This is a genomic window from Roseofilum acuticapitatum BLCC-M154 (assembly GCF_030068475.1).
Classification (GTDB): domain Bacteria; phylum Cyanobacteriota; class Cyanobacteriia; order Cyanobacteriales; family Desertifilaceae; genus Roseofilum; species Roseofilum acuticapitatum.
Window position 1 is genome coordinate 1 of the sequence record NZ_JAQOSP010000055.1, and the last position, 11,696, is coordinate 11,696.

10 protein-coding genes and 1 rRNA gene are annotated in these 11,696 nt (G+C 46.2%); 3 read left to right on the top strand and 8 right to left on the bottom strand.

Features of this window, described 5'->3' with window-relative positions:
* Window positions 1-32: 32 nt before the first annotated feature.
* Together PMG71_RS07840 and PMG71_RS07845 are read right to left on the bottom strand one after the other, a co-directional pair.
* On the bottom strand, window positions 33-3,200 hold the full coding sequence (locus PMG71_RS07840) for an MFS transporter (protein WP_283753103.1): 3,168 nt from the start codon (window positions 3,198-3,200) through the stop codon (window positions 33-35).
* A 20-nt stretch (window positions 3,201-3,220) separates the two neighbouring features.
* Window positions 3,221-4,804 carry a bifunctional metallophosphatase/5'-nucleotidase gene (locus PMG71_RS07845; protein ID WP_283753104.1) on the bottom strand — a complete coding sequence of 528 codons (1,584 nt, stop codon included), beginning with the start codon at window positions 4,802-4,804 and terminating at the stop codon, window positions 3,221-3,223.
* Window positions 4,805-4,873: 69 nt separating this feature from the next.
* Here PMG71_RS07845 and PMG71_RS07850 point away from each other — a divergent pair, with 69 nt between their 5' ends.
* Window positions 4,874-5,764 carry a PhzF family phenazine biosynthesis protein gene (locus PMG71_RS07850; RefSeq protein ID WP_283753105.1) on the top strand — a complete coding sequence of 297 codons (891 nt, stop codon included), beginning with the start codon at window positions 4,874-4,876 and terminating at the stop codon, window positions 5,762-5,764.
* A 9-nt stretch (window positions 5,765-5,773) separates the two neighbouring features.
* On the opposite strand, the gene PMG71_RS07855 is transcribed toward PMG71_RS07850, so the two are convergent.
* The 5 genes from PMG71_RS07855 to PMG71_RS07875 all read right to left on the bottom strand — a co-directional run bounded on the left by PMG71_RS07855 (window position 5,774) and on the right by PMG71_RS07875 (window position 9,730).
* Window positions 5,774-6,394 (bottom strand): hypothetical protein, encoded by a 621-nt coding sequence (locus PMG71_RS07855; RefSeq protein ID WP_283753106.1) that lies wholly within the window; start codon window positions 6,392-6,394, stop codon window positions 5,774-5,776.
* 52 nt (window positions 6,395-6,446) lie between these two features.
* Window positions 6,447-6,947, bottom strand: coding sequence for a hypothetical protein (locus PMG71_RS07860; protein WP_283753107.1), 501 nt, complete (start codon window positions 6,945-6,947; stop codon window positions 6,447-6,449).
* Window positions 6,948-7,009: 62 nt separating this feature from the next.
* Complete coding sequence (locus tag PMG71_RS07865; RefSeq protein WP_283753108.1) at window positions 7,010-8,371, bottom strand: CHAT domain-containing protein; 1,362 nt, start codon at window positions 8,369-8,371, stop codon at window positions 7,010-7,012.
* Window positions 8,372-8,503: 132 nt separating this feature from the next.
* The gene (locus PMG71_RS07870; RefSeq protein ID WP_283753109.1) at window positions 8,504-9,220 is read right to left on the bottom strand and encodes a phycobilisome rod-core linker polypeptide; all 717 of its coding nucleotides are present in this window, start codon (window positions 9,218-9,220) and stop codon (window positions 8,504-8,506) included.
* A gap of 36 nt (window positions 9,221-9,256) precedes the next feature.
* Window positions 9,257-9,730: a globin family protein gene (locus PMG71_RS07875; RefSeq protein WP_283753110.1), complete on the bottom strand. Its 474-nt coding sequence runs from the start codon at window positions 9,728-9,730 to the stop codon at window positions 9,257-9,259.
* Between the two features lie 363 nt (window positions 9,731-10,093).
* Here PMG71_RS07875 and PMG71_RS07880 point away from each other — a divergent pair, with 363 nt between their 5' ends.
* Together PMG71_RS07880 and PMG71_RS07885 are read left to right on the top strand one after the other, a co-directional pair.
* Entirely contained in the window at window positions 10,094-10,888 is a 795-nt protein-coding gene (locus PMG71_RS07880; RefSeq protein ID WP_283753111.1) for an LmeA family phospholipid-binding protein, read from the top strand.
* Between the two features lie 24 nt (window positions 10,889-10,912).
* Window positions 10,913-11,530, top strand: coding sequence for a MotA/TolQ/ExbB proton channel family protein (locus PMG71_RS07885; protein ID WP_347179225.1), 618 nt, complete (start codon window positions 10,913-10,915; stop codon window positions 11,528-11,530).
* 72 nt (window positions 11,531-11,602) lie between these two features.
* Here the strand turns inward: PMG71_RS07885 and rrf are convergent.
* A 5S ribosomal RNA gene (gene rrf, locus PMG71_RS24110) occupies window positions 11,603-11,696 on the bottom strand; the annotation flags it as partial.

Sequence of the window (11,696 nt, forward strand, 5' to 3'; positions counted from 1 at the left end):
CCCCATCTCCCCATCTCCCCATCCCCCCATTCCTAGACTGTAATCTCGGTTTCTTCTAGACTTTGCTTGAGGAAGGCGCTGAAGCGTTTGCAAATTTCTATAATCATATCGGGTTTTTGGTAGACCAAATCGAGGAAGCGATCGCTCTCTAATTTCAGTAAAGTACAATTGCTCTGGGCGATCACATCCGCCCAAGCGGGGGTTTGGTTAAAGAGTTGGGCTTCTCCAAAGTAATCCCCTGAGTGGAAGGTAGCCAGGATTTGGGGATTCCCGCCGATGGTTTTGACAATCTGAGCGGTTCCGGAAGCGAGAATATAGAGATGGTGGCGTTGAGATCCTTCGGTAACGATCGCCTCTTCGGGGGCAAACTGTTCTTCGATTAATTCCTGATTAATCAACAGTAACTCATCTAAGGAAAAATGGCGGAAGAGCTGAACGCGGGTGAGGATATAGATCCGCTCTAGGGTTTGCTCCTGGTGACAGGTTTGGCTTCCGGCGGGAAATAGGGTTTTGGCCACCTGCTGCACCAGAGGATCGGGGGTTTGGATCAGAGTCTTAGGAATGTCCACCAGGGCTACCATTGCACCGAGTTCTAACCATCGGTCTTGGGAAGCGAGGCTCTCTAAAATCAGTTTATAGCCCTGGGTTTTCATCCATTGGGCATCGGTCTCGATGTCCTGTTGCGGCAAGCCACCACTAGCCCAGGTTTCCAGGAAGGGGAGTAGGGGTTGGACAAATCGACGATAGCGCAGGGAGGCGATGGTTTCCACTGCATTGGCCCGATCGCGTAAATTCTGGGAATGAATCACCTGTTTGAGCGCGTCCAGAGTATCGCCACAGCCCAGGCTGGAGAGGGTATGGAACACCCGGTCTAGAACCCGTTTTTGATAGTCCCGGATGGCGATCGCCAAAAGTTGCCACTGGGGACGGTCTGCGGGAATCTGCTGCCGCCAGTCCCAACTGCGGCTAAATTGCTGTAACTGGGGCGCTAAATAGTGATAGAGCCGATCTTCGGCGCGGGGTGTGCCCATATATCCCAAGGTGGCGATCGCCCCATCCACCACTTCGGCACGGGGCGACTCTAGATAGGGTTCCACCCAAAATAGGGCCCTCTCTCCCCCATGGGCTAAGGCCTGGGCAGCTTGTTCGCGCACATGGGGATGGCCGTCCATTAAAGCTTGGGCTAAATAGGGGAGAAGCTTTTCCTCCGGCGCTTTGCCCAAAATTTCAATGGCTGTGGCTCTCACCTGGGGATCGCTATGACCCAACTGGGAAGCGGCCAACTCCCGGATCTGGGCAAACAGCTCGCAGTTGAGGCAGGTTATATACTCTAACCCCTGTTGCTGGACTTCCAAGGGAGCATGGCGGATCAGGGGGTCAAGCAGAATGAATAGATCGGGGTTACTGGTGCGAGCGATGATATGGATGATATTTTGTTGGCTCTGGGGGGGCAAATTGGCCGCCCAAGCGTCTAAATCATCGGGTAATGAGGTTTTTGAGGTTTGCAGGTCTGCCAGGGTAATCAGGGCGCGAATTTCTGGGTTTCCCGTTTCCCAAAACTGCGATCGCTGGGGTTCAGGAACCGGTTTTTGACAGATAATCAACAATTCTAAGGCGATCGCCCGTCCTAGGCGATCCGTTGACTCTAACAAATTCCGGGTACAAAAGCTTTGATCCTCAGCCGGAAGTTGGCTCAGAAACGTCACTACCCCCTGGCGCAGTTCCGGGTGGGTGTGGGAAAACAGGGTTTTCACTTCCGGCAACACCTGGCTAGGGTTCTGGAGACGAGTAGCTAATTGTAGCCCTAAAAGCTGAGTTTGGCGATCGCCACCCGTGAGCATTTTTTTTACTTCCTCTTGATAGGAAGCCGGAAGCTTTACCCATCCCGTTTTCACCCCCTCTAAATTCACCAATCCTTCCGTTACCATAGACATTAAAGAATCTAGATAACTGCGACCGGTCAAATAACCCACCCCACTATAAATCACACTTAAACCGATACCCAATAAGGCCGTTGTGCTTAAATTTCCCCACTTTTGGGCGCTTAGAAGAATCAAACCCCCTAACACTTGCCCAATCGGGGAAAATAGCCCTTCACTCAAAACTCGAAACCGCCCCAAAATGCGCGGGGGAACCGCATTATAGTTCAGCAGACGTACCGCTTCTGCCATACCATAATTGAGGGAGCGTTGGTTTATGTTAGTGAAAACCGCCGAACCCAAACCCGGAGCAACCCATAACCCAACAAAGCTTGCCAGAGTTGCGAGAGGATAAATCAAATTCATCCGTCGCACTCCCAATTTTTGGATTAAAACGGGGGTGACCAAAGACGATAAGCCAAATTCTAATAGACTCAATAGGCTGGCCATTACTGCTAGGAAACTGCCCAATTTTTGGGCATCTCCCAGGGTATTAGCATAGATGGCGGAGTATTGATATTCCCCTAACAAGCGTAAGAGTAAGAGCAGGAAGGTATTGGCAGTCAGAAAGAGAACAATGGGATAGCGGGAAATCAGTTGGGGAAATTGCTGGAGCGACTCTCGGAGGGTTTGCGCTTGTTGCTGCGCTTGTTGTTGCGGTTCGTTGACCTCAATATCCTTTTGGTCAATTTCAATATAGACCATTTCGGCGATCGCCAGCCCATACAATACCGGCAGCGCCATCACCAGCACAGAGGGTTTAATCACCTGAAGGGCAATACCGGCGATCGTATTCGCCAGTAAATAGCCTAAACTAGAAGCTAAATTTAAATAGGAGGTATAGCGCTTCAGTTCCAACGCCGTAAAATAATCCGCCACCAAATTCCAAAAGCCGATTTTAATCACCAGCACGCTGACGACTTCGGAAAAAATATAAAAGATAAACAGAATATAGAGTCCAGACTCTAACCATCCCAAAATTCTTAACCCCAACATAAACAGGGCACTACCTAACAGCAGCAATTGCAGCAAGCGCTTATGGGAAAATTGACCAATCACCTGGGAAAAAAAACCAGAGATGATAATAATGCAAATCGGGGTTAAGGTATAGAGTAAAGGCAGTTGATCCGCCCCTGCATTAGCCAAAAACAGGGAACGAGCCAGCAAAGACGCTAACCCTTGAGTTCCCACTAAGGTTAAGGCCAGCAGCAGAAATGCGCCTAGCCTTTTCAGTTGATCTTCGGATAAGCCTAGGCGCTTTTTGAGGACGGATAACAACATGGGATAGGGACAACCAAGGGTTACGGGTTAATGTCGGAGCGATCGCGGATATATTCTATCAGAGTATCAGACAATAAATACCCCGTATCCATCATATTTTTACCTTCAGCAAATAGGCTATATCCATCTCCTCCTTTGAACAGAAAACTAGAAGTCACCACCCGATAAGTTTTTTCTAAATCCAGAGGAACATAAGAACCATCAGCTTGTCGAGTTTCGATACTCAGCATCCGCGAACCCACCGGTAAATCGGCGCTCCAATCCAGTTTCAGTCCCGCCACTTGGGGAAAACAACCATCGAGTGTCTCCACTTGACTCACCCCATATTCCAAAAGCTCTTTAATCTGTTTTCCCGTTAAGTCTACTTCAATAATCGTATTGGAAAAAGGGAAAGCTTCTAAAACATCACCGATGCTAATTTCTCCGGCTGCAATACTTCCTCGAATTCCACCTCCATTAATAATTGCAATTTGAGTATTGTTAAGGACTGTTTTGGTCAGCAATGCTTCTCCTAAAAGAGTGCCTAGGTTGGTTTGCTTTTGGCGAATATCCGGGCGATCGCCATTCAGTTTAACCGGAGTTTTGCCAATTACTTTAGCCTTCATTTGATCGATGGGTTGAGCGAAGGTCTCTAAAATCTCCTGGAATTGAGGATGATCGGTAATTTCTGCATTTACAGGATGGAGATTTCCCTGCCAGTTCTGGAGATTTCCCTGGCGATTAAACGTAATATCTAAATCCCCTAAATATTTCCCCCATTCCCAAGCCGTGACAACTAAAATGGGTTGACCATTGGGTGTTTTTTCCACAATGGGATAGGGATAAGTTGCCTCTGGCATATCTCCGACTCTGGTATGGGAATGGCCGCCAATAATTACATCTATTCCATCGACTTGTTGGGCTAACTTTAGATCCTCAGTAATTCCCAGATGGGTGAGGGCAATGATTTTATTAATTCCTTCTTCGCTTAACGCTTTGACTGCTTCTTTGGCCGCTTCCACTGGATCTAAAAATTCTACTCCTTCCCCAACTTCTGCCATATTCATAGTTTCCGGAGTAGTCAGTCCCAAAATCCCGATCTTTTGCCCCTCTTTTTCCAGAATAGTCCAGGGCTTAACTAACCCAGAGAGAGGAGAGCTAGACGCAATTTTGAGATTGGCCGAAACCAAGGAAAAATCACTCCCTTGAATAAATTTTGCTAACACCTCTTGACCCCGATCGAATTCATGATTGCCCAGGGTCATGGCATCATACTTTAACGCATTATAAAATTTACCATCTGCTTGCCCTTGGTAGGTGTTAAAATAAAGTGTTCCCTGGAAGACATCCCCCGCATCTAAGACTAATACTGGCTGATTGGCGAGCGCACTTTCTTCTCTGAGTTGATCGATTAGGGTTTTGCGCTTAGAAATGCCTCCCAAGGTCTGATTTTCTCCCATCTCTACCGGTTCTAGATGGGCGTGATGATCGTTGGTGTGCAACAGACGTACTTCAAAGGCGGAAGCACTCCAGAAAAGCCCACTCACTAGCCCAATAATGACAGCGAGAAGAATACCGAGAAGAACTTGTAGGCTTCTTTTCCAATAGACTGAGGTTCGATTCATCGTTTTGTGGTTTGAGACGTTAATTTTTTGATAAACTACAATAGAGCAACCCTAATCATCTAACTTTCCATGGCTTCTGTTCCCTTTTATATCGTTGATGTCTTTGCCGTGAAACCCTATAGCGGTAATCAATTAGCTGTCATCCTCAACGGGGGAGATTTGACGACGGAAATGATGCAAACCATTGCCAAGGAAATCAACTTTTCAGAAACCACATTTATTTTAGGCGATCGCCCGGAAAATGGTGGCTACCCAGTCCGCATCTTTACCCCCACGCAAGAACTTCCCTTTGCGGGACACCCCACCCTAGGAACTGCCTACATTATCCAGCAAGCAATTATTGCCTCAGCCGTTCATCAAGTCACCCTAAACCTTAAAGTTGGACAAATTCCTGTCCATTGGCAAACTGAAGATCAAGGTTCAGATATTTTATGGATGACGCAAAATCCTCCCGAATTTACAGAAACTTATTGGAGGGAAGAAATTGCCCCAATTTTGAGTCTCAAACCTGAAGATATTGATGATAAATTTCCCATCCAAACGGTCTCTACGGGCATTCCTTTTGTGATTGTCCCCCTGAAAAATAAAGCGGCTCTCAAGCAATGTCGAATTCAGCAATCTCTCTATTATGAGTTTATAGAAGACAAACCGGTAAAAATGATTTTTGTCTTTTGTCCGGAAACTGAACATCCGGAAAATACGTTTAGCGCTCGCATGTTTGCCGACTATTTAGGGGTTCCCGAAGATCCGGCAACCGGTAGCGCTAATGGCTGTTTTGCAGGCTATTTAGTGGAACATAATTATTTAGGAACCCAGGAGATTAATGTGCGGGTAGAACAAGGCTATGAAATCAATCGCCCCTCCCTATTACGACTGAGAGCAAAACGGACTGAGGATCGTATTTCGGTTGAAGTCGGAGGTGCAGTGATCTCCATTGCTAAAGGGGAGTTTTTTTTCTAGAATTACTCATTACTCATTAACTCGCCCCCAAAGGGCTAACCCACCCCCGCGTCCGCGAGCCGCAATCAGGTTCTCTTTCACTAGAAAATAGTTGAAAAAAGCCAGTTCCCGGATGGGCGCACCATAGAATTGGGCATTGCGATTTTCACCGTTGCGAATTAGGGTAGAAAAGAGGACTTTATTGAAGAATTTGACTTGCATAGTAGTGAAGTCAAATGCTATAATAGAATTAGACTTTAAATGTTTAGCAGGGCCGAAAACGACTAGGGTAAATAAGCCGATTTGAATCCGATTTTCGACTTCTCCGGCTTCAAACTTATCCCGTTCAAGCGCTTCAAAATCGGGTAAGGGACGATAAACCAATTGAATTGGAATCACCCGCAGCAGGGTTTGTGCTAACTTCATCTGCGTCAAATTAAGCGATCGCCCCCGTTGTTTCTCCCCCGCGATCCAACACAAGCGCCAAGCTCCCTCCAGTTGCTCGAAGCCATAGGGCACTTTCTCCCTTTTCGCCCGCTTTTCCCAATCCAACAGTTCCTCAACCACCTCCCCCGCATCAGGAGTAGCTAGTTTAGGATTCAACATCGATGCTACCGTCTGTTCCAGTACCGCCAAATTTGTCATTTTCATCCCTGTCCATCGATCGGTCATTCCAGAGGCGGTTTAACCCGCCCCTAATCCATTATTTCAGTCTGGATAACCCTTGCAAATCAAACTTTTGCAACCAAGTTTGGCGATCGCCCTCTGTAAACGACTGATCGCGAGATTGGGCCTTGACTTGAAACCGATCCGCCACCAAAACCCCCGTAATATTGCTCCCCTGACTTGCCGCAGGAAATCCCCCAATCCTCCGACTGCTGTTTTCATACTTTTTCCGAGCCGCAGGCAAACTAATCGTATCGGAAATCGACAAAACTGCCATATCGCTTCCTCCCCTCTTCAGCTTATACTCAGAAAACCCATTTTTCTCCTGAGCCGCAACCACCTCATACCCATCCCCAGACTTAGGGAAAAAGCGATTAAAACTAGAACCAGGAAGTGCCTCCTGACTCACGGCTGGAGCCGCATTCCGTTGGCTACTACTCGAAGACGACGAGCCGGTACTTCCCGCACAACCGGATAGAACCAGCACGCTTGCCAGAGCCAATGCAACCCACTGTTTCCCTTGAGATCTAAATATCATCAGTATATTCTCCACTTAAGATCAATCCGTTCCCATTGTCGCTGATGCCCCTTACCCTCTGTCTACCAAGGAGAACCAATTAGCGTAAACGCCGACCAATAAAACGGAGCTGCTAGATTATCAATGGCTAAATTCCCCAACTCTGAAGGCAGTTGTATCGCTCCCCGACTTCCGCGCAATTGGCGATCGCCCAAACTCACTTCTCCTCGCAACAGAGCCAGTTGCGCTTGGCGCAAAGCTTCCGCTTTCATCGAAACCCCAGGTAACTGCTGATAAAATTCACTCATCAGCGCCAACGTCCCCCCATCACTGACATACCACAGACTCGCTAAGGCAGACTGTACCCCACTTTCAAACGCTAATCCCGCAAACCCCAATTCCGCCTCCGGATCGCCAATAGCCGTTCGACAAGCACTCAATACCAGTAAATCCAAAGGCGGATTATCTAAGGGCAATTGCCGCATCCGATCCAGGGTAAGCTGAGTATCCCAAAATTGAATATAGGATTGATTCGGCTGTCCCGGCTGAAATTCTGCATGGGTGGCTAAATGAACAATATTAAAATTCTGGGCTTGCAATTGGGCTTTTAAATTCTCTAAGGTAAATTCCTCATTCAAAAAGGCTCGACTTTCCCAGACATTTTGTCCTTGCACCATCCCATCACGGAGTAATTCCAATTCTAGGGCAACTGCCGGTAGCGGAGCTAAATCCTTAAATTCCGATGCTCCCATGGCCAAAATTTGGATCTTTTGAGGGTTATCTGCTCCCACCGTCATCAAGTTAAACGCTGGGATTAGCGCCAAGCTATACTTTTCCACTAAAAATTGCTTCCCATCAAATAAGGCAGCAAACGGAACCGATCTTAATCCCTTCCCCGTACACAAGAGCAAAGTATCGATCCCTTCCCTTTGTAATTCAGCTTCTATGGGGGCGATCATCCACTGGTAGAGTTGTTGCGCTGAGGATTCATATCGCGTCGTGCGAAGATATCGGGGATTGGTGACTGTAGCCCGAAATTCATCCGCTATCTTCACCAGGTTATCCCTAGAGGCTTCTGGAATCTCACGATACGTCACATTACCCTGAGCCGCGATTAACAGTAACTCTAGGTGTTCCAACATCGGATGGATATACAGAAGCGCTGGAGTTTTTCCCGTTTCTTTCTCCTTCTGAGCTAGAAACTGGACAATTTCTGGTGCTTGTAGTCCTCGGATATCTCTGGTATCAGATTGAAAGTAGTTGCTAAACTCTTCTTTCCACATCTGCTCTAGATGGTTAACCAATGTGATTAACTCTTGTCGATCTGAAGACGGTTGGATCTTAGGGGATAGACTCCAGCTTAAATTACTGGTGACTAGAATCAGGGTGAATACCAGTGAAGATAAGATCAGGCCAGAGATCCACCGGGTTGTGTATTTAGGCATAAGGTCATGCTCAAACATGAAAGGATCTCCTCTGTGATAACAAATTTAGGATAGCGATCGAATTATTCCTCTACACATAAAAAAACCTGCCGAAGCAGGTGTGAGTTATGAAGGCAGAACAATTGATAATCCTTAACCAATCACTGCCCGTAATTTTTCCAGTTTTTGGGGGGCAACGGAGGCTAATGCTTTTTGCCCTTGTTCAGATTCAATTAACTTGACTAACTTCTGAACCGCTTGTTCGACTTCATTGGAAATGGGAGGATTGAGAATTACATCAGCTTCCGGATGACACACTCCAGCATCACACACCAAACCTAAGTCATGCCAATAGCGCGTGGGAATAGCCGTTCCCCGTTGCCCGATATGTTCAGCGTTTAACCACTGGGTTTCTAGATAAGATTGGGGAGATTGATAATATTTCTGCGATCGCGCATAAGGAACCGTAAAACAGCCAAACACTTTCCGATATTCTTCTGAATCCAGAATGGCAGTAATGAGCTGATCGACTCCTTTCGTCGTTAAAATCTGCGAATAGTGTTGAATTTCTGCCTTATCCTTTGGCGCACGACCGAGAAAGTGTTTCAAGCAGATTTCTAAGAACTTCACATTGGAGTAACGGTGATAAAAAGAATCTAGATATACCGATGAATGACCTAGCTCTTTTAGAAACCGACGCACTCCAATCTTATCATGTAAAAACTGATCTTCAGCTTTCTGCAAAACCTTGTGTTCATACTGATAAGGTTGACGCTCCAAAACTTGGTAATAGATCCCTGTAAGCGCCTGCTGACGTTCTTCTTCTGACGAAGTGCGGCTCACGGTTATGGGTTTAGGGGGGCAGTTCATGGGTTTATTTTCCTCCACAACATTTCTGGGGTTTACTTAAACATGCGAGTTCAACATCACCGTAATAATTTTGATATAAGGATGCACTAAACTACTACAATCAGGTGGTAATAAGTCATCGACTTCTTTATGCAAATAGTCATAAACCCTCGTACAATGACTACTGCGTTTATACGCCACTAAGATAGTATCAAGCCAAAACATCATTTGTTCTTTGAAGAATAGCTCATCATTCCGCAGAATTGACAAGGCAATGTAACGAAGAACAGACCCCATATCGTATTTGCATCGAGCGCCATGATTTTTAATCAATTCTGGGTAGGCTTGGGCAAATTTTCGGAGGGTATTCACAATCAGTTTTTCACTGTTTTCACTGAGAAGCTGATAGGTCTTGAGCCGGAGTTGATAGCTTTGAAAATACTGCTCTAACGGATACAGTTCTTGTGTATTTAGGTATCGGCCATCCGCCTCTATAAGTTTAGTATCTAGATCGTGATTTAAAGTATGCATGGTTATACCCTCGGAAGACACTTAGAATGGGACTTAACTAATCCATGAATTGCTCAATTCTGGCTTACCTCTCTTCTACTAGGTTGCCTCAACCTTAAAATATTCTCAAGGTGTTGAATTGATTCTTAATAAAGATTTTTACATTTTTTGATGAATTCCCCCCCCAATAAGCCCTGAGTCTTGACGGTTTTATCCTTGATCGCAGGCTTGAAGACACCAGAGTACCCCTTTATCCTCTTCCCTGATGCTCAAACCCGCCCCCATAGCTAGATCTGTCTCTAGCTAGAGGTGAGCCTGTTGTCGGTTCCTTTACAATTTGTTACATTAATCGAGTGTAGAACTTGTATCTAACCCAAAAACAGCATGTTTACTGGTGTCACCGGTTTCTTTGGCAGTCCTGGAAATACAGATATGGGAGAAAAGCTCCTCAATACCGTGGCGAGCCAGTCTATTCGTCATCTATTCACCCGCAGTGAATCGATTGAGGTGTCTATTCGCTGTTATCCATCAAGCAAACTTCTACAAGGGGCGATCGATGGTTTGCAAATGCAAGGGCGAGGTTTGCTCATTCGCAATGATTTTCCCATGGAGGAGATGTCTTTTCAGACGGACGCTGTAGCCCTCGATTTCAGCGCCCTCCTTGGGGGTAAATTGCGCCTCAAGCAACCCACTCAAGCCGTTGCCCAAATCACTCTGTCTGAATCTGGCATTAACCAATCTTTCCAGGCAAAATTGGTGACTAAGCGCTTGGAGAATCTGAATCAACCCGCTTTTACCGCCTTGTCTGGAGGAAATCCCGTTTCGTTTAAGGAGGTTTCAGTTGAGTTACTCCCGAACAACCAAATTCGACTCTTTGCTAAAACCGATGTGGGTGGTTCGGATTTAATTCCCATTGCCATGAGAGCAACACTGGTGGTGGAACGTCGGCGACGCATCTTATTTAGTGATGCTCAGTTTGAATCAGAGGCTATTCCCCCAGAACTCTGCGATCGTGCCCAATCTCTTACCCAAGTGCTGGCTGACCTCTTGAATGATATGGTTGATCTAGATCGATTTAATCTAGATGGGGTAACCTTACGGATTAATCGCTTAGAAACCCAAGGCAAAAACTTACTCTTTAGCGGCTATGCTCAAATCGATCGTTTTCCTGGTAATTAGCTTCTTATTTCTTCGCTAAACGTGATCGACAACCTATTTTCCTTTGGTGGAATTGTCATTGTGCCGTTGTTAGGATTTTCTCTCCTAGCAACTACTTTAATCTTAGAACGGCTTCTCTTTTGGTGGCAGATTACGCGCCGCCAAAAACCGTTGGCACAAGAAGTATTACAGATCTATCGTCAGGATGTGAAAACAACTTTGATCAAATTAGATCAGAATCGAGATTTACCTCTAGCCAGAATTTTTTTGGCTGCCCTAGAACTCGATCAACCCACCCCAGAAGAATTTCGATTAGCTCTTGAAAGTGCTGGACAAGCAGAAATTCCCATCCTAAAGCGGTTTAATACCCTTTTTGAAACGGTGATTACAGTTGCCCCTCTTCTAGGCTTATTGGGAACCATTCTCGGCTTAATACATGCTTTTTCTTCCCTGCGTATTGGCGATCTCGGTGGTACAGACAATCTTGGCGTAACCGCAGGCATTAGTGAAGCCCTGATTTCCACTGCTGCTGGGTTAGTCGTGGCGATCGTTACCCTACTCTTTACTAACCTATTCCGAGGCCTATATCGCCGACAAATTGCCCTCATCCAAGAATATGGCGGCCAACTCGAACTCATCTACCGCAAACGGTCAACTCATTAAAAATCAAAAACAAACTTAACCCTTTAAAACAACAAAACCCCTTGATGTAAGAAGGGGTTTTGAGGAAAAGTAACCTGGCACCGAGCTATTTTGCCCTGGGGTTACCCCCAAAGTATCGTCGCCGCTGCTGTGTTTCACTACCGAGTTCGGGATGGAGTCGGAGTGG

What these genes read in the sequence shown, in the direction of transcription:
- PMG71_RS07840 (WP_283753103.1), bottom strand. Translation starts at nt 3,200, where the DNA reads ATGTTGTTATCCGTCCTCAAAAAGCGCCTAGGCTTATCCGAAGATCAA.
- PMG71_RS07845 (WP_283753104.1), bottom strand. Translation starts at nt 4,804, where the DNA reads ATGAATCGAACCTCAGTCTATTGGAAAAGAAGCCTACAAGTTCTTCTC.
- PMG71_RS07850 (WP_283753105.1), top strand. Translation starts at nt 4,874, where the DNA reads ATGGCTTCTGTTCCCTTTTATATCGTTGATGTCTTTGCCGTGAAACCC.
- PMG71_RS07855 (WP_283753106.1), bottom strand. Translation starts at nt 6,394, where the DNA reads ATGAAAATGACAAATTTGGCGGTACTGGAACAGACGGTAGCATCGATG.
- PMG71_RS07860 (WP_283753107.1), bottom strand. Translation starts at nt 6,947, where the DNA reads ATGATATTTAGATCTCAAGGGAAACAGTGGGTTGCATTGGCTCTGGCA.
- PMG71_RS07865 (WP_283753108.1), bottom strand. Translation starts at nt 8,371, where the DNA reads ATGCCTAAATACACAACCCGGTGGATCTCTGGCCTGATCTTATCTTCA.
- PMG71_RS07870 (WP_283753109.1), bottom strand. Translation starts at nt 9,220, where the DNA reads ATGAACTGCCCCCCTAAACCCATAACCGTGAGCCGCACTTCGTCAGAA.
- PMG71_RS07875 (WP_283753110.1), bottom strand. Translation starts at nt 9,730, where the DNA reads ATGCATACTTTAAATCACGATCTAGATACTAAACTTATAGAGGCGGAT.
- PMG71_RS07880 (WP_283753111.1), top strand. Translation starts at nt 10,094, where the DNA reads ATGTTTACTGGTGTCACCGGTTTCTTTGGCAGTCCTGGAAATACAGAT.